The organism is Marinobacter bohaiensis (genome assembly GCF_003258515.1).
GTDB classification, from domain to species: Bacteria; Pseudomonadota; Gammaproteobacteria; order Pseudomonadales; family Oleiphilaceae; genus Marinobacter_A; species Marinobacter_A bohaiensis.
In genome coordinates, this window is record NZ_QGEH01000006.1 from 171,396 (window position 1) to 189,454 (window position 18,059).

The window sequence follows — 18,059 nt, forward strand, 5'->3', positions numbered from 1 at the left end:
GGCGGGCACGTTGCCGTGCCCGCTCACGCTGCCAAAAAACAATTCGGCTCAGTCGGATTCCAGCTCGATGTCGATACCCAGCGAGCGGATTTCCTTGACAAGAACGTTGAAGGATTCGGGCATACCCGGCTCCATGCGATGGTCACCATCGACAATGTTCTTGTACATCTTCGTCCGACCGTTCACGTCGTCAGACTTGACGGTGAGCATTTCCTGCAGCGTGTAAGCTGCGCCATAGGCCTCCAGGGCCCAGACTTCCATCTCACCGAAGCGCTGACCACCGAACTGCGCCTTACCGCCCAGCGGCTGCTGGGTTACAAGGCTGTACGAACCGGTGGAACGGGCGTGCATCTTGTCGTCGATCAGGTGGTTGAGCTTGAGCATGTACATGTAGCCCACGGTCACCGGACGATCAAACTCATCACCTGTACGGCCGTCGTAAAGCGTGACTTGGCCGCTGGTATCCATATCGGCCAGCTCCAGCATACGCTTCACTTCGGCTTCCTTGGCACCGTCGAAGACGGCGGTCGCCATCGGAACCCCTTCGCGCAGGTTACGCGCCAGCTCCATGATCTCGTCGTCCGACAGAGATTCCAGCGGGACCGCGAAGGTCTCGTCGCTGTGGTTGTAGATGGCACCCAGAAGCTCGCGCATCTCGGCCACCTTCTTCTGCTCGGCGATCATGGCGTTGATCTTGTGACCCAGCCCTTTTGCGGCAGCGCCCAGGTGCGTCTCAAGCACCTGACCGACGTTCATCCGCGACGGAACGCCCAGCGGGTTGAGAACCACATCGACCGGATTGCCCTGCTCGTCGTAAGGCATGTCCTCGATCGGCATAACCGCGGAGATAACACCCTTGTTACCGTGACGGCCAGCCATCTTGTCACCCGGCTGAATGCGACGCTTGATCGCCAGGTAAACCTTGACGATCTTGAGGACGCCCGGCGCCAGGTCATCGCCCTGCTGCAGCTTGCCCTTCTTGTCGTCAAAGCGCTCTTCGTGCACCTTGCGACGCTCTTCCAGGGCCTGCTCGGATTTTTCCAGCAGTTCGTTCAGGGCCTCGTCCTGCATGCGCAGCTTGAACCAGTCGTCGCGCGGCAGGTCCGCCAGGAACGCCTCGTCCAGTTTGGCACCTTTCTTCAGACCCGGACCGCTGATGACTTCCTGCCCCTTCAGGGCATTGGTCAGACGCTCATAGGTAGCGCCTTCAACAATGCGGTACTCGTCTTTCAGATCCTTGCGGAACTGATCGAGCTGATCCTTCTCAATGGACAGCGCACGCTGATCCTTCTCGATACCATCACGAGTGAAGACCTGCACGTCGATGACGGTACCGCGGGTGCCGGTTGGCACGCGAGAAGACGTATCCTTCACGTCGGACGCCTTCTCACCGAAGATCGCACGCAGCAGCTTCTCCTCCGGGGTCAGCTGGGTTTCACCCTTCGGCGTCACCTTGCCCACGAGGATATCTCCGGCACCCACCTCGGCACCGATGTAGACGATGCCGGACTCGTCCAGCTTGGACAGCGCGCTCTCACCAACGTTCGGAATATCCGCCGTGATTTCCTCGCTGCCCAGCTTGGTATCACGCGCCACACAGGTCAGTTCCTGAATGTGGATGGTGGTAAAGCGATCTTCCTGAACGACCTTCTCAGACACCATGATGGAGTCCTCGAAGTTGTAGCCGTTCCAGGGCATGAACGCGATGCGCATGTTCTGACCCAGCGCCAGCTCACCCAGGTCGACGGACGGGCCGTCGGCCAGCACGTCGCCGCGAGCGATCATCTCGCCCTGCTTGACGATGGAACGCTGGTTGATGCACGTGTTCTGGTTGGAACGCGTGTACTTGGTCAGGTTGTAGATATCGACACCGGCATCACCGGCCTCGGTCTCGTCATCGTTGACGCGAATAACGATACGGGCCGCATCCACGCTTTCGACCAGGCCACCGCGACGGGCGGTGACACAAACGCCGGAATCCTGGGCCACGATGCGCTCGATACCGGTACCAACCAGCGGCTTCTCGGCACGCAGGGTCGGAACCGCCTGACGTTGCATGTTGGCACCCATCAGGGCCCGGTTCGCGTCATCGTGCTCGAGGAACGGGATCAGCGACGCTGCCACGGACACAACCTGGCGCGGTGAGACGTCCATGAAACGAACGTTCTCCGGCGGGGTGACCGTAAACTCATTCTGGTGACGCACGGTAACCAGTTCGTCGACCAGCTTGCCGTTGTCGTCGGTCGCCGCGCTCGCCTGGGCGATGACGTAGTTGCTCTCCTCAATGGCGGAGAGGTACTGGATCTCGTCGGTCACAACGCCGTCGACAACCTTGCGGTACGGAGACTCCAGAAAACCATAGGAGTTGGTCCGGGCATAGGTGGCCAGGGAGTTGATCAGACCGATGTTCGGGCCTTCCGGCGTCTCGATCGGACACACACGACCGTAGTGGGTCGGGTGAACGTCACGCACTTCGAAGCCGGCACGCTCACGGGTCAGACCGCCAGGACCAAGGGCCGAAACACGACGCTTGTGCGTGACTTCGGACAGCGGGTTGTTCTGGTCCATGAACTGGGACAGCTGGCTGGAGCCGAAGAACTCTTTCACCGCCGCCGCAACCGGCTTGGCGTTGATCAGGTCCTGAGGCATCAGGCCTTCGCTTTCCGCCAGGCTCAGGCGCTCGCGCACGGCACGCTCAACACGCACCAGACCGACGCGGAACTGGTTCTCGGCCATCTCGCCCACGGAGCGAATACGACGGTTGCCCAGGTTATCGATATCGTCGACGTTGCCCTGACCGTTACGGATAGAGATCAGCGTCTTCAGGACATCGATGATGTCGTCGTTGGTCAGCGTGCCCGGGCCAGTGGATTCTTCACGACCCAGACGACGGTTCAGCTTCATCCGGCCAACGCCGGACAGATCGTAGCGCTCATCGGAGAAGAACAGGTTGTTGAACAGGTTCTCGGCCGATTCCTTGGTGGGCGGCTCGCCCGGGCGCATCATGCGGTAGATCTCGACCAGCGCTTCCAGCTGGTTACGGGTCGGATCGTTACGCAGGGTGTCTGACATGAACGGACCACAGTCGAGGTCGTTCGTGTACAGGGTCTCCAGATCCTTGATGCCGGCTGCCAGCAGCTTCTCGACGGACTCGTCGGTCAGCTCGGTGTTGCACTCGAGGATCAGCTCGCCGGTGGACTGGTCAACGATGTCACGGGCGGTAACACGACCGTTGAGGTAAGCGGTCGGCACTTCCAGTTCGCTGATACCGGCTTTTTCCAGCTGACGGATATGACGTGCGGTAACGCGACGCCCTTCCTCAACAATGACGTTGCCGTCCGGATCCTTAATGTCAAACGTGGCGATATCACCACGCAGGCGGCTCGGGACCAGCTCCAGCATGCAGCTCTCTTCGCCCAGACGGAACTTGCTGGTATCGAAGAACATGTCCAGCATTTGCTCGGACGAGAAGTCGAGAGCACGCAGCAGGATGGTGGCCGGCAGCTTCCGGCGACGGTCGATCCGGACGAAGACGCTGTCCTTCGGATCGAATTCGAAATCCAGCCAGGAACCACGGTAAGGAATCACCCGGGCTGAATAGAGCAATTTACCGGAGGAGTGCGTCTTGCCTTTATCGTGGTCAAAGAACACACCCGGAGAACGGTGCAGCTGAGACACGATAACGCGCTCAGTACCATTAACAACGAACGTACCGTTCTCAGTCATCAGGGGCATTTCGCCCATGTAGACTTCTTGCTCTTTAATGTCTTTGATCGCCTTATTCGACGATTCTTTGTCATAAATAATCAGGCGAACTTTCACACGCAGCGGTGCAGCGTATGTCACGCCCCGGAGCTGACATTCCTTGACATCAAATACCGGCTCGCCAATGCGGTAGCTCACGTATTCGAGCGCCGCGTTGCCCGAGTAACTGACAATCGGGAATACGGATTTGAAGGCGGCGTGCAATCCAGTTTCCTGGCGCGAATCCGCTGCCGCTTCCATTTGCAGGAAGCCCCGGTAAGAATCGAGCTGAATAGACAGCAAATAGGGGACATCCATAACGGAAGGCAATTTGCTAAAGTCTTTGCGAATCCGCTTTTTCTCAGTGTAGGAGTAAGTCATCTGCATTCCCCAGCTTTAGACCTGATACCTGGTATCAAGAAGCAAACATTTACCTGCTTCGGGGCCGAATTGCTCGGCTAACTGCGCCGTCTCGAACAAGACTCGGGCTGTAGGTTATAGCATATACAACAGAAAAAGGCCGGTGGCTTTTGCCACCAGCCAATTTCATGCCTAAGGCACGTATGCGGTCAACAGCCAGCCCTTACTTGAGCTCAACGGCTGCGCCAGCTTCCTCAAGCTTCTTCTTGGCTTCTTCAGCGTCGTCCTTGGAAGCAGCTTCCTTAACGGTGGACGGAGCGCTGTCAACCATTTCCTTCGCTTCTTTCAGGCCCAGGCCTGTCAGTTCGCGAACGGCCTTGATGACGTTAACTTTCTTGTCACCAGCACCAGTCAGTACAACGTCAAATTCGGTCTGCTCTTCAGCAGCGGCAGCTTCGCCGCCGGCAGCAGCCGGTGCAGCAGCAACAGCTGCAGCAGCGGATACACCGAACTTCTCTTCCATCGCTTCAACCAGAGCGACAACGTCCATGACGCTCATTTCGGCGATTGCATTCAAAATGTCTTCGTTAGACAGAGCCATGACTTTCTCCAAATGTTAAAAATAACGTATTCAACAGAATCAAGCAGCGTCTTGCTTCTGGTCGCGTACTGCCGCGACTGCACGAGTAACCTTCGACGGGAATTCGTTGAGGGTACGCGCGAGCTTGGTGATCGGTGCCTGTGTAACGGCGGCCAGCATGGACAGCGCTTCGTGGCGCGTCGGCAGCTTGGCCAGGCGATCGATTTGGTCTGCGCCCATCAGCTCACCGCCGACAGCCAAACCTTTAATTTCGAACACCTCGCTCTCTTTGGCGAAATCCTTCAGCAGACGTGCGCCTGCGCCCGGATCTTCCATTGAGAACGCCAGAATTGTCGGTCCGACCAGTGCGTCTTTGATGCACTCGAACTCAGTACCTTCGATGGCCCGCTTGGCCAGGTTGTTACGAACAACCTTCAAGCGGACGTTCTCGGCACGAGCCTTGGCACGCAAAGTCGTCATATCACCGGAGGTGATACCACGGTAATCGGCCAGAACGACAGACAGAGCACCACCGGCAGTCTCGTTGACTTCAGCGACGATCGCCTTCTTGTCTTCGAGTCGAATTGCCACTGGATTTCTCCTTGATTTCGCTGACCTAAGCCAGCAAACCCATCTCTGCCTTTCCAGACGCCGGCCCGGATCCTAAGACCCTTGATACCGGCATCCTTCAAGGCGCCGTACGGTGTTTGGGTTCAGAGAACGTCTTCACACCGTCTGCGCAGGCGTTGCTTTAACCCTTCGACGCCTAAGCGCCTCCAGGGCCTGCGGTCTTTGACAGCCTTGGCTTCCGCCTAGACTACAAAGGTTCTATCGAACAGGGATCAGATAGCCAGACCGCTCTGATCGATAGTCAGGCCCGGCCCCATCGTGGAGGACAGAGTTACCTTCTTCAGGTAAACGCCCTTCGCCGATGAAGGCTTGGCCTTTTTAAGATCCGCCAGCAGGGCTTCAAGGTTTTCCTTGATGGCCTGGGCAGAGAATTCAACATTACCCATCGGAGCGTGGATGATGCCGTTCTTGTCGGTCCGGTAACGAACCTGACCCGCCTTGGCGTTCTGAACAGCCGCTTCCACATCCGGGGTTACGGTGCCGACTTTCGGGTTCGGCATCAGGCCGCGCGGCCCCAGGATCTGACCCAGCTGACCAACGACACGCATGGCGTCCGGCGTGGCGATAACCACGTCAAAATCCATGTTGCCCTTCTTCACTTCTTCGGCCAGATCGTCCATGCCGACAACATCCGCACCGGCAGCCGTTGCCTTCTCGGCATTGGCACCCTGGGTGAAGACGGCAACGCGCACGCTCTTGCCAGTGCCGTTGGGCAGAACCGTAGAACTGCGAACAACCTGGTCGGATTTACGTGCGTCAACGCCCAGGTTTACGGAAACGTCGATGGACTCCTTGAACTTGACGTTGCCACCCAGCTCTACCAGCAGGGAAACGGCTTCGTCGACGGAGTAGGCGCGAGTGGACTCAACTTTTTCACGAATCAGCTTTTGACGCTTGCTCAACTTCGCCATATCACACGCCCTCCACGTTCAGACCCATGCTACGCGCAGTGCCCGCGATAGTGCGAACAGCGGCGTCCATGTCGGCAGCCGTGAGATCCGGCTCCTTGGTCTTGGCAATTTCTTCAAGCTGCTCACGAGTCACCGTACCGACTTTGTCGGTGTTCGGGCGGCTTGAACCACTCTTGATACCAGCGGCCTTCTTCAACAGAACGGAAGCCGGCGGCGTCTTGGTGATGAAGGTAAAGCTGCGATCGCTGTATACAGTGATAACAACGGGAGTCGGCAGGCCCGGCTCGATACCTTGAGTCTGTGCGTTAAACGCCTTACAGAACTCCATGATGTTGACACCGTGCTGACCCAGAGCCGGACCCACCGGGGGGCTCGGGTTAGCTTGACCGGCTGCAACCTGAAGCTTGATATACGCTTCGATTTTCTTTGCCATGATTTACTCCTAATGGGTTCAAACGCCTTTCGGCTCCCCTTCCTCAGACACAAAAAGCCCGCGTCACAATAGTGCGCGAGCTTCCCGCTAAATCTCTGTGATCAGTCTTTCTCGACTTGACCAAACTCCAGCTCAACAGGCGTTGAGCGACCAAAAATAAGGACGGCGACCTTAACACGACTCTTGTCGTAGTCAACCTCTTCGACCACGCCATTAAAGTCTGCAAACGGACCTTCGATAACGCGGACAATTTCGCCTGGCTCAAACAGCGTCTTGGGTTTGGGCTTATCAACACCGCTCTCAACGCGCTGAAGAATCGCTTCCGCCTCTTTTTCGGTGATGGGCGCCGGCTTGTCTTTCGTACCGCCGATAAAGCCAAGAACCCGCGGCGTATTTTTCACCATGTGCCAGGTTTCGTCGTCCATTTCCATCTGAACGAGCACGTAGCCAGGATAGAACTTACGCTCACTCTTGCGCTTCTTGCCGTCCCGCATCTCGACCACTTCTTCGGTCGGGACCAGGATTTCACCAAATCGCTCTTCGAGACCATTCAGGGCAACACGCTCACGGAGAGTGCGCATTACGTGCTTCTCAAAGCCTGAATAAGCATGCACGACGTACCAGCGCTTAGCCATCGCTTCTCTCCAACGTTACCCGATTACCCCGGAGACCAACCAACTGATCAACGAGTCCATACCCCAGAGAATGAGAGCCACAACCAGCACGAAAGCAACGACAATAAAAGTCGTTTGAACCAGCTCCGGACGCGTCGGCCATACCACTTTCCGTATTTCGACACGCGCTTCTTTCAGCAGCAACGCAAAGCGACGACCGCGATCTGTCTGCAGCGCCACGAAGGCAGCGACGAGCGCAAGCGCAACAAGACCGAGCACCCGATACAGAAGGGACTCGGCTCCGAAATACAGATTGCCCACAACACCGGCGGCAATTAAGACAAAAACAACCAGCCACTTCAGAATATCGAAGCGACCGGCTGTCGGTTGTGCTTTAGACTCCATAGGAATCAGCTTTTGTATCCCAAGGATTGAAAATGGCAGGCCAGGAGGGAATCGAACCCCCAACCTGCGGTTTTGGAGACCGCTGCTCTGCCAATTGAGCTACTGGCCTGCACCTAAACTTGCCTGGTGCTTATTCAATAATCTTGGCTACAACACCGGCGCCAACGGTACGGCCGCCTTCACGAATCGCGAAGCGCAGACCTTCTTCCATGGCGATCGGAGCAATCAGAGTGGCAACCAGCTTGACGTTGTCACCCGGCATAACCATCTCTACACCTTCCGGCAGTTCGCAGGAACCGGTCACGTCAGTCGTACGGAAGTAGAACTGCGGACGGTAGCCTTTGAAGAACGGGGTGTGACGACCACCCTCTTCCTTGCTCAGAACGTAAACTTCTGACTCGAACTTGGTGTGCGGGGTAATGGAACCCGGTACCGCCAGAACCTGACCACGCTCAACGTCGTCACGCTTGGTACCACGCAGCAGAACACCAACGTTCTCGCCGGCACGACCTTCGTCGAGCAGCTTGCGGAACATCTCAACGCCGGTACAGGTGGTCTTGGTGGTGTCGCGAATACCCACGATTTCCACTTCGTCACCAACCTTGATCACGCCACGCTCAACACGACCGGTCACAACAGTACCCCGACCGGAGATGGAGAAGACGTCCTCGATCGGCATCAGGAACGGCTGATCGATCGCACGCTCCGGCTCAGGGATGTACTCGTCCAAGGCTTCTACCAGCTTCTTGACAGCGGTAGTACCCATTTCGTTGTCATCCTTGCCTTCCAGCGCCATCAGCGCGGAACCGGTGACGATCGGAGTGTCGTCGCCCGGGAAGTCGTACTGGCTCAGCAGGTCACGAACTTCCATCTCGACCAGCTCCAGCAGCTCTTCGTCATCGACCATGTCCGCCTTGTTCAGGAACACAACGATGAACGGAACGCCCACCTGACGAGACAGCAGGATGTGCTCGCGAGTCTGCGGCATGGGGCCGTCAGCTGCGGAGCAAACCAGGATAGCGCCGTCCATCTGCGCCGCACCGGTGATCATGTTCTTCACGTAGTCGGCGTGGCCCGGGCAGTCAACGTGTGCGTAGTGACGCGTCGGGGAATCGTACTCAACGTGAGAGGTCGCGATGGTGATACCACGCGCCTTCTCTTCCGGTGCGTTATCGATCTGGTCGAAAGCACTTGCAGAACCGGTACCCCATACTTCGTGACACACACGAGTCAGAGCGGCTGTCAGCGTGGTCTTACCATGGTCAACGTGACCAATGGTGCCCACGTTCACGTGCGGTTTACTACGCTCAAATTTTTCTTTAGACATTCGACCTATCCCCCTAATCAACTCTCATCGAGCGACGTTGACCGGATAAATAATGGAGCTCATGGGCGGATTTGAACCGCCGACCTCATCCTTACCAAGGATGTGCTCTACCGACTGAGCTACATGAGCATACTGCTTCACTTTCCAAATTGGAGCGGGCAGCGGGAATCGAACCCGCGTCATCAGCTTGGAAGGCTGAGGTAATAGCCACTATACGATGCCCGCGAGCAATTAGTGGTGGAGGGGGCAGGATTCGAACCTGCGAAGCTTTCGCGTCAGATTTACAGTCTGATCCCTTTGGCCACTCGGGAACCCCTCCAAATTTACACGCCCGCAGCGCGCAAACTCAAAAAGCAAAAAGTGGAGCTGGCGGACGGAATCGAACCCCCGACCTGCTGATTACAAGTCAGCTGCTCTACCAACTGAGCTACGCCAGCTCACATTCGCCTCATCAGCGAGGCCGGTATACTACGGATTTTTATTGGGTGATGCAACACCTTCACAAACAGCTTTTTCACCCAATTCCGAATCACCGGATACTCGCTCGGCTGCCCGTGCGATCTGCTCTAGATCCTGGCCCGGACTGGCCTCAAAAACGAGCGCGTAGCTTATCTGATTTCGGTCCACGTTGACCAGTACCGTTTCAATATTTTTCATCTGAAATCTGGCATTTAGGTCAGATGCCAGGGTTTCGGACTCAAACAGCCCCAGGGATATGGCATTGCGGTACTCGCCCTCGGTAACGAGATAGCTGTCGACACCGCCGCGCTGAAGCTCCTCCAGTCGCTGCAAGGCTGCATCCCGGCCCGGCAGGGGCGGTATCAGGACCCAGTGATAGGGGGAAGACACCTCGCGCTGCGGCTCAACCCGAATGCCCTCGTCATCCAGGTTCAACCCTTTCGCAAACGCCCGGGCCTCCGCCCTGCTTTCAAACCCGGGAACCGTGAAGCAATGTCGATCCTCAGCATGCGCGCCCGAATCGCCGTCCGAGGCTAATGCCTCCCGCGGCACCTCTGGCTTTACCGCCTCGACGGGCGCCGCTTTCAACCGGGGCTTGTCACCCGACGGATTTGCCTCAGGTGAGCTCGATGCCAACTTAAGATCGCCGACCCGGGGCAGTTTGCCCTCTGCCCCCGCCACATCCAACGCGCCGGGAGGACTCCACTCCACAGCGGCCAGGACCAATAGTCCATTCACCAGAAGCAGGGCGACGATCAGCCACTTCATGACCGCATTCCCGCTCGGGCGACGCATTCAAGCCCATCAAGCACCAGTGACGGCCGCCACTGAGCCTGCAATCCGAGTTGCAAAAGCGCCTCAGCGTCGCCACCGGTGACGAAGATCCGCTCAAGGCGATGCTGCTCTCGCAGCTTGTCGATTCGCTCAATGACACCGGTCCACAACCAGCTGAGCCCATTGCGCACACAGGCATCGGTACTCTGGCCGGGAGAGGTATCGAGGGACAGGGCGTCGCCGAAGCTGACACGAGCGGTCTTATCCTCGAGGGATTCACGCATCAGGCGCTGGCCGGGCAGAATAAAGCCGCCGAGATGTCCCCCTCCGGCATCCACCAGGTCGATGGTCAGAGCGCTCCCGGCATCCACCACCATCAGCGGCTCCCGCGCGGCCTGCCAGGCACCGATCATAGCGTGCCAGCGATCCGCACCCATTGTCTCGGGACGGGCGTAGGCACAACGGACGCCGCACTCGGACACCCGGGGCCAGTAAAAGGCGGGAGCGACACCGAATTGGTCACGGAGCTTGCGAGACAGAGTTTCACGAGCCGCCTCGGAAATGACAGTGGAAACGGCAATCGCGTCAATGGGGTGGCCTGAAAGGGAACCGAACAGCCCACCGTCACCCATAGGACCAGCACCGTCAAGGTACTGCCCATCGTCGGAACGTGCACGCCACTTGATCCGACTGTTGCCGGCGTCAACCAACAGATAGCTCATACCCGGCGCCGCAAACTGAGTTCGCCGGCTCGCAGCGGCTTGTGCCGCCCGTCGATATCGAGAAGATAGGCACCGCTCGCGTCAATACCCGCACCTAAACCTTCATCTCCGTCAGGCTCTGTGCGCAACCGTTGACCGAAGAAAGCATCACGACTCTGCCACTGATCGCGCCAGGCAGCGAAGCCACTGCCCTCGAAGCTGTCGAGTACATCGAGGGTTTCGCGAATCACCGCGGCAACCACATCGTTACGGTGCCACTCTACGTCGGGCGCGGCCCCGTCCAGGCTGATCCAGGGCTGATCGATGGCCTGGTCCCGGTCCGACATGTGGGTATTGATGCCAATGCCAATGATCACGCCTGCCGCACCTTCCAACTCACCCTGAAGCTCGATCAGGATGCCGGCCAGCTTGCGGTTGTCGACCAACACATCATTGGGCCACTTCAGCGCGGCACGTTCGAGCCCCAGCGACTCAAGGGCCCGGGCGACGGCGACACCGACCACCAGGCTCAGGCCTTCCAGAGCCGCAAAGCCACCCTGCAGACGTAACGCCATACTCAAGTAGACATTCTCGCCCGGCGGGCTGGACCACGGCCGCCCCCGCCGCCCCCGACCCTGCTCCTGGCGATCGGCCAGGCAGGCGCGCACCAACTTGCCAGGCAGATCAGCACCCTGCATCAGGTAGGCATTGGTGGAGTCGATGGTGTCGAACACATCCAGGTGAAGAGCCTGCCGGTGACGATCGGGCAGCTGTGTGACGATACGCTCCGCATCGAGCAGATCGATGCGATCGGTCAGCCGGTACCCCTTTCCACGCAGCCGTTCTACGCCAACCCCCTGCTCCATCAACCGGTTCAGTTGTTTCCAGACAGCGGTACGGCTAACACCCAGCGCCTGGGCCAGATCTTCACCGGAATGCCATTCCCCATCGGCCAGAATGGAAAGCAGCGGTTTTTCTTTCATCATCTATACACTCGCCAGCCAGATCGCGGGACAATGGCCGGATTAAACAACAGCCACGCCCAAAAGACAAAACAGCGAGCATCATACTGATTCGGAACCGCAAGCGCCGCCCTACTGGATCGGAGTTGCGGTCAGGTTCGCACGCAGATCCAGGTTCTGCAGCCTGACGCCATGTATGGCGGTGGCTGCGCCCCCGGCGGGATGGACCAGATCGATCCGTTCGATGGCCAGCTCCTTGAATCGCGAATGTGCCTGGACGGCAAAGCCCAGGGGCCGATCAGCCCGTTCTTCACTGGAGGGCGAAGCCACATAGCGGTAGCCCGCCGCGGCACCGGCATCCATGATCTTCTCATCCCCGCGATTGCCGACAACGCCGTTGCTATCGACGCCGTCGTCCTTCTTCACGACGCGGGTCCGGTATATGTCCACAGAGAGATCCGTCCGGATACCGTAAAGGTTATCTTCCTGCCCGTCCCCGTCGCTATCAACGCCGTCACTGGTATGAATGTCGTCGAGGACCAGTTGCGTGCCGGTACCGTTCACCGGGCCATTTGCGCCCTCGCTACGGTGGGTCTCCCAGGTAATCGCGTTGCGCCGATTGTTACTCACCGCACGGGCGTATATCTGTTTCAGCGCTACGGTCACCCCTTCGTCACCCCGGGCCTCCCAATGGCCGCCACTGGCCGAGCATGATGTTGCATCCACGCCGGAGCCGCCGACACACACGTTGCCCGCGCCGCCCGCCGAGAGGGTCATGGCGCTGCCCTGCTCGTAGTTCTGCACCACGATCCGTCCAAAGCTGGCACCGTCGTTTTTGTCGCCAACTCGCAGGTTACCGATATCCATCGCGCCCCAGGCCTCCCCTTTCACAATAGCCAGGCCGTCCGCCGTCACATCCACCGTCATGTCCCGCAGGTGGCCGTCATAGCTCAACTGGGTAGCCCACAGCCCCTGCTGGGGCACGACACCGTTTCCTTCGTCATAAGGAGCCGCGATCAGGGCCGCACGGCCGTTGCGGATCTGGATATCGGAGTTGATCGTCAGCCCCTCGCCCGAGGCACCGCCCGGCCCGATCGTCAGGTGGCCATCCACCTCGAAGTCATAGGCCGGAAAAACACCCAGCGCCAGTAGCAACTCAGTGCCACCTTGCAGGGGCGCATCGTCGCCCCCCACACGCAATCCGTTGAGGCGATAGCCTCCGTCAACACCTTCGAACCCTAAACGAATGCCGTCGTAAAAAGCCGTGCCATTGAGGGTTTCGTCGCGCGTGACGTTGACGGTGATATCCCCCTGCCCCCAGGACTGCAATCCGCTGAACCGGACCGTATTACCGTCTTCGGTGTAGGCCAGACTGGCGTCGGCCAGACTCCACTGCGTGGCCAGACGCAGCCCCTGGGGACCGGCATCCTCATGGCCGCCGCCTTGCAGGTAAACGGCGTTGGTGTATGACCGGCCCCCGATGGTCTGATCCGCAAACAGGAACTGCAGATTGACCTGCCCCAGGTTGGCATCGGCGTCGCCAAGCTCCAGGCGCTGAATCGCCAGGTCGCCCTGCAGTTGGTCGACGGTCAGCGCCAGGGACGGCCGCCCCCGCCAGTCCGGAGCGACGTCGAAGGCCAGGTTGTCGATGCTGTAGGCTCCACTGATCCCCAGCAGGGCCAGCTCGTAGCCGTCATCGCTGTAGATAAAATCGGCGCTGTTGACTGTCGTCTGACTGTCGATGCGGAAGCCTTCCGCACCAAATCGCCCACCCGCCGTGAGGCTTGTCTCGGTGGCAAGATCATAGCTGCCGGCCAGGGAACCGTAACTGGGAAGCCATTCGCCACTGGAGGCTTCCACGCTGACGCCGTGGTTTAACGGGTTGCCGCTAAAACGGATCGCGTCGACGCTGTAGGCGCCCACGACCGACGGCGACGACAGGCGCAGTGACGAGTCGACGACATCCAGGGTGGAACCCGGCGCCTCGACCTGCATGGCGACACCGTCGAGGAAAATCTCGTTACCGTTGGTGCGATAACCCAGACGCCCGTTATTCAGCTCATAGGCCACATCAAAACGGTATCCGGCGTCGCCCAGGGCGCCGCCCGGTGACAGCCGCAGGTTACCGTCCAGATCGTGGTCGAAGAAGATGCCGCCCATGCTGGTGCCGGCTGCCCCATCGAGTCGTATATCGGCAAATTCGATTCGACGATCACGGACCTGGTACTCAAGATTCAAACCGGCGTCCGGCAAAACATCCACCGTGTAGATCTGCCGCGCATGGCCCTCGGGGTCTGAGGCCGAGCCGATCCTCAAGCCCTCCAGGTGGATGCCATTGCCGTCATCAGAGTAGGACAACCGGTTGGCCTCGGCGGCCAGGTCCAGTTCCATGGTGATGCCCGACTGCCCCTGAATGCCGGCAAGATCCGCGTCATTGAGACGCTGTAACTCGGCCTCAAGCACCCCCGGCGAAAGCGCCAGAATCGAACAAAGGCATCGCTGGCTCATGTGCCGCACGTTCATGGCATCACTCCCACTGATCATTGTTCCGCTTACGGATTGCCCGAGGGAAACACGAGCAGGTTACCTTCCAGTACCACGTCGCCCTGCATCTCGATGGCGAAGATATCGGTTTGCTGAAACCCCGGATCCGTCGGTCGCGCCGTGCTGCTGGTCGCCACCTTGAAGTTGACGGCGTCGTACCGAACCACATTGGGCAGCCCCACTTCGAGAACGTCGCCGTTGAACAGCGCTCCGTCGCCCCCGAAGCCGGAATCAACATGCCGCACGCGCAGCGTCAGGCCTTCGAACGCAAACATACCGCGGAAGTCGTCGAGAACCATCCACCCGCCATCCTGTTTCAGTTGATAGGCCAACCGTGCGCCGCAACGCTTCTCCGCCTCGGAACAACTGCCAAAGTAGGTGTTCTGGATGGGGCCGCCATCTTCGTTAATGCTGATATCCCCGGACAGATAGATGCCGCCGCGGCCGGACACGTCGGCCAGCGCCTGGTCATTCAGCTGCTTCATTTCCGCGCCGGCGCTCATCGTGAATGCGGCAAGCCCCGGAAGCGCCATCCCCAAAATCCATCCCCCTCGGGTCATCCGTCGAATCCCTCTCATGGCGCCAGGTCCTTCGTCCTGATCTTCAGATGCTGGATCAACATGCCTTTGATCTGACCCGATCCGAAATCGCGGTCGCCAACGGTCAGGTTGCCGATGGTGACGCTACTGCGGTATTCGGGATTGGTGTAGTAGCCCTCGTAGTAGTCCCAGGCATCGCCGTCGCTGCTCGCCCGCAATCCATCGGAACCGATTTCCCCGGCGAGCGGTTGCCGGATGCGCTCGACTTCGAGCACGAAATTACCCGAACCATCCACATCCAGGTACATGGGCTGCAGCGCATTGCCCAGGGCAAGCTCGAGAGCGAAATCACGCAGCAGGATGCGAGACCCACACACGGTGGTATCCTGGTCACAGGCGTTGATGGACAGTTCCGGCGTATAGAAATTCAGTTTGAACTGTCCAACCAGTTGGTTGCGCTCGTCATCGCCCCATAAGCGTATGACGCTGCCGTCTATGACGGCACTCTGGGCGTGGACATTAATGTTGGCGGATGCCTGCTCGCCGACAGTGAAGTTCAGCTGAAGGCCGATATCCGGGCGCTCCCCCTGGGGCAGATCGGCAGTGGCCGGCCGGCTGGCACAGGTGCCGCTACCGGCGCCCGCGGAAGCGCTCATGCAGTCGTACCCCTCGGCGTTCGCCATTTTGCGGGGCGCCGCGAACTCAAGCACCGCCTTGTCCGGCACACCGATATCGTCGCCATCGACCACATCGATTCGATACGGATTGATCAGCCGCCCGAGATTGACCGGCTCCAACGTTCCACCGTAATTGCTTCCGGCAGCCGCGATATACAGCTTGTTGACGATGATCTCGACGTCTTCGCCCTGGGAACTCTTGATGCCCCCGATGCGAAAAATCTGGCCGTTCTCGATATCCGTCCCGTGCGCAAACTTGAAGCCCTCCAACACCAGCCCCATTCCCGCGCCGTCGACCTCGGAGAGCTCAGCGTCGGACAGATCCCGCAAATCGGCCAGGGCGTCCCCTGCCAGGACGGCCAGGAGCGCGGCACACAGTAATTGGGAGATCCTGTTACACATCATGCCCTAACCTCCTTGGCCGATTCAGAACAGCCCCACGCCGCGATCGATGTATTCGCGGCGCTGCCCTTCAATACCGGTCAACGCCTCTTCGAGATTGACGGTCACCGCACCGTTGGGAATATTGAAGAACGCACCGGCCGTGGCCTTGATAAAGTCTTCCGGTGACGGGTTGGATTTGGCGACATCCGCCAGGTACTCGAGATCCCTGGTCTGGAACGAAATGAACGCACCGTCCTTCGCATCCACAATCTGGCGCTGGCCGTTAATCTCCTCGATCTCCCCCACCGGCATACTGTTGTAAATGCCGAGGTCAAAGCAGGCTTCAATACCCAGCACTTCACACTGCTGGGCGACCACCACCACATCGCACCCACCCAGCAATGAGCAGTTCTCCGTGTACAGCTCGGAGCTGAGCGTTGGGGAAATGATGTCGATCAGCCCGGCCACCAGGAAATTCACGTCTTCGAGAATGAATCTCTCACCGTTGGGCACCCCGATATACTCGGAACGAATCGGGTCGAGCGCCCCGTAATGGGCACGGTCCGGGTCGCCCTGCACCAGCTGCGCCTTGGTTTTCAGCGGACTGCCGCCGGCCAGGACAGGCGTCAGGTATCCCACCAGCTGGTCAAACAGGTTGCCGTTCGAGTCCGCGGCCTGGAGCCCTTCGCCCTGATCGAGAATATCGATATTGATGCTGCCGGTAAGCGCCTGAATCTGCCCGGACAGCACGCCCTGGGCTTCCCCAAAACCGAAACGGAAGCCAACGATCTCCTCCGTGGATTCGTCGTAGGCAAATTCCAGGTACGGATTTGATATCTGGAACGGGACTATTTCCCCTTGCCGGTAGCTGCTGCCATCGGCCTTCACCTGACGAGCGGCGTCCGGATTGCGCTGGAAGTACTCGGCATCGTAGATGTAACCGAGAGAAAAATTATCGATCAGAACGTCAGACGTGCCCACGGCCTCGCCCTCACGCTCATACCGACCAAGCTCGAACGTGTCGACGTTGGTCTGTAGCTCGATATCCATTCCCAGGTTCACCCGCGTGTAGGAGGTGGCGTTATCGGCAGCCGGGTGTAGCTGTCGGTCAACCGAGATGAACGCCTGACCGGTGATTTGCGACATCGCGTGATCACTGATCGGCATCAGTTCAGCTTTCAGCGACGCCGCCGCAAGGCAAAATGCGATCGCACAGAGTGTTCTGGACATACTGACATCTCATCCCTCGACGCGTTGTTCTTCCTGGGCGCCGTTATCAGTGGTTTTGAGCATGAGTGTCTCTGATGATATTTGTTATTTTTTGTGTCGTTTTAAGGCCATGGTAAAGAGAACAGCGGTGAGTCACTGTGCGCGCTGTCAAAGAATGGATATTTGAGGGGATTGTTGGACAGTTTTTAGGGAGCCGAGATGAGCCATGGGGCCTGGTAGGCTTTGGCGGGTTGCGCACCGCGTGTTGCTCGCGAGTGGGGACTGTTGGGCATTGGGTCTTGCCGATCGTAGGTCACTTTTGTGAGGCTAATACAAAACCTCAGCACGTTGCCGTGCTGGGGGCTGGTATTCGGGGCCGTTACGCCCTATCCGGTGTGGCGATGACCTACTGTGCTCACGCCTGGCGGCGTTCGGCCCTTCGGGCCCGTCGTCGCAAGCGTGAGGTCTGGGCCGGCAGCGCGGAGCGCTGCGGACGATGACCCGGAGCGGCCCGGGGACGGACCGCTCGTGCGAGCCTACCGGAGCGGTGCTCCGGTTGCCTGCGGCACCGGCTTACTCACCCCGCAGGTCACTTTTGTGAGGCCAATAAAAACCCCAGCACGTTGCCGTGCTGGGGTTTTGTATTAGGAGCCTTTACGCCATTTCCGGCGTGACGATGACCTACTGTGCTCACGCCTGGCGGCGTTCGGCCCTTCGGGCCCGTCGTCGCAGGCTCCGACGTCCTGCGCTCGCCGTTGGCGAGCTTGTCGCATGGGGCCGTTGTAGTGACAGAGACCCACGTATCC

At 59.0% G+C, this 18,059-nt stretch carries 15 protein-coding genes and 5 tRNA genes; all 20 read right to left on the reverse strand.

Going from position 1 to position 18,059, the window contains the following annotated elements:
* Window positions 1-48: 48 nt before the first annotated feature.
* Window positions 49-4,125 (reverse strand): DNA-directed RNA polymerase subunit beta, encoded by a 4,077-nt coding sequence (gene rpoB, locus DKK67_RS20090; protein WP_111498333.1) that lies wholly within the window; start codon window positions 4,123-4,125, stop codon window positions 49-51.
* 202 nt (window positions 4,126-4,327) lie between these two features.
* Window positions 4,328-4,705, reverse strand: a complete 378-nt coding sequence (rplL, locus tag DKK67_RS20095) for a 50S ribosomal protein L7/L12 (protein WP_111498318.1) — start codon at window positions 4,703-4,705, stop codon at window positions 4,328-4,330.
* A 39-nt stretch (window positions 4,706-4,744) separates the two neighbouring features.
* Window positions 4,745-5,275: a 50S ribosomal protein L10 gene (rplJ, locus tag DKK67_RS20100; protein ID WP_111498319.1), complete on the reverse strand. Its 531-nt coding sequence runs from the start codon at window positions 5,273-5,275 to the stop codon at window positions 4,745-4,747.
* Between the two features lie 251 nt (window positions 5,276-5,526).
* Entirely contained in the window at window positions 5,527-6,225 is a 699-nt protein-coding gene (gene rplA / locus DKK67_RS20105; protein WP_111498320.1) for a 50S ribosomal protein L1, read from the reverse strand.
* 1 nt (window position 6,226) lies between these two features.
* A complete protein-coding gene (gene rplK / locus DKK67_RS20110; RefSeq protein ID WP_111498321.1) occupies window positions 6,227-6,658 on the reverse strand; it encodes a 50S ribosomal protein L11 in 432 nt (143 codons plus the stop codon).
* Between the two features lie 101 nt (window positions 6,659-6,759).
* Window positions 6,760-7,293 carry a transcription termination/antitermination protein NusG gene (gene nusG / locus DKK67_RS20115; RefSeq protein ID WP_111498322.1) on the reverse strand — a complete coding sequence of 178 codons (534 nt, stop codon included), beginning with the start codon at window positions 7,291-7,293 and terminating at the stop codon, window positions 6,760-6,762.
* A gap of 15 nt (window positions 7,294-7,308) precedes the next feature.
* Complete coding sequence (secE, locus tag DKK67_RS20120) at window positions 7,309-7,677, reverse strand: preprotein translocase subunit SecE (RefSeq protein WP_111498323.1); 369 nt, start codon at window positions 7,675-7,677, stop codon at window positions 7,309-7,311.
* Between the two features lie 33 nt (window positions 7,678-7,710).
* A tRNA-Trp gene (locus DKK67_RS20125) sits at window positions 7,711-7,786 on the reverse strand.
* Window positions 7,787-7,807: 21 nt separating this feature from the next.
* Entirely contained in the window at window positions 7,808-9,004 is a 1,197-nt protein-coding gene (gene tuf / locus DKK67_RS20130; protein ID WP_111498314.1) for an elongation factor Tu, read from the reverse strand.
* Between the two features lie 53 nt (window positions 9,005-9,057).
* Window positions 9,058-9,133 (reverse strand) — tRNA-Thr (locus DKK67_RS20135).
* Window positions 9,134-9,154: 21 nt separating this feature from the next.
* A tRNA-Gly gene (locus DKK67_RS20140) sits at window positions 9,155-9,229 on the reverse strand.
* A gap of 10 nt (window positions 9,230-9,239) precedes the next feature.
* A tRNA-Tyr gene (locus DKK67_RS20145) sits at window positions 9,240-9,323 on the reverse strand.
* Window positions 9,324-9,365: 42 nt separating this feature from the next.
* Window positions 9,366-9,441: transfer RNA gene (locus DKK67_RS20150), tRNA-Thr, on the reverse strand.
* A 31-nt stretch (window positions 9,442-9,472) separates the two neighbouring features.
* Entirely contained in the window at window positions 9,473-10,231 is a 759-nt protein-coding gene (locus tag DKK67_RS20155) for an SPOR domain-containing protein (protein ID WP_162628891.1), read from the reverse strand.
* Window positions 10,228-10,959: a type III pantothenate kinase gene (locus tag DKK67_RS20160; RefSeq protein WP_111498325.1), complete on the reverse strand. Its 732-nt coding sequence runs from the start codon at window positions 10,957-10,959 to the stop codon at window positions 10,228-10,230. Before DKK67_RS20160 ends, DKK67_RS20155 begins: the two co-directional genes overlap by 4 nt.
* Window positions 10,956-11,924: a biotin--[acetyl-CoA-carboxylase] ligase gene (locus DKK67_RS20165; protein ID WP_204355884.1), complete on the reverse strand. Its 969-nt coding sequence runs from the start codon at window positions 11,922-11,924 to the stop codon at window positions 10,956-10,958. The genes DKK67_RS20160 and DKK67_RS20165 overlap by 4 nt, the downstream gene beginning before the upstream one ends.
* A gap of 108 nt (window positions 11,925-12,032) precedes the next feature.
* Window positions 12,033-14,423: a DUF6160 family protein gene (locus DKK67_RS20170; RefSeq protein WP_228160719.1), complete on the reverse strand. Its 2,391-nt coding sequence runs from the start codon at window positions 14,421-14,423 to the stop codon at window positions 12,033-12,035.
* A 29-nt stretch (window positions 14,424-14,452) separates the two neighbouring features.
* A complete protein-coding gene (locus DKK67_RS20175; RefSeq protein ID WP_407657899.1) occupies window positions 14,453-14,929 on the reverse strand; it encodes a hypothetical protein in 477 nt (158 codons plus the stop codon).
* 89 nt (window positions 14,930-15,018) lie between these two features.
* Window positions 15,019-15,990: a hypothetical protein gene (locus DKK67_RS20180; RefSeq protein ID WP_228160720.1), complete on the reverse strand. Its 972-nt coding sequence runs from the start codon at window positions 15,988-15,990 to the stop codon at window positions 15,019-15,021.
* 96 nt (window positions 15,991-16,086) lie between these two features.
* Entirely contained in the window at window positions 16,087-17,274 is a 1,188-nt protein-coding gene (locus DKK67_RS20185) for a hypothetical protein (RefSeq protein ID WP_111498328.1), read from the reverse strand.
* Window positions 17,275-18,059: the final 785 nt, after the last annotated feature.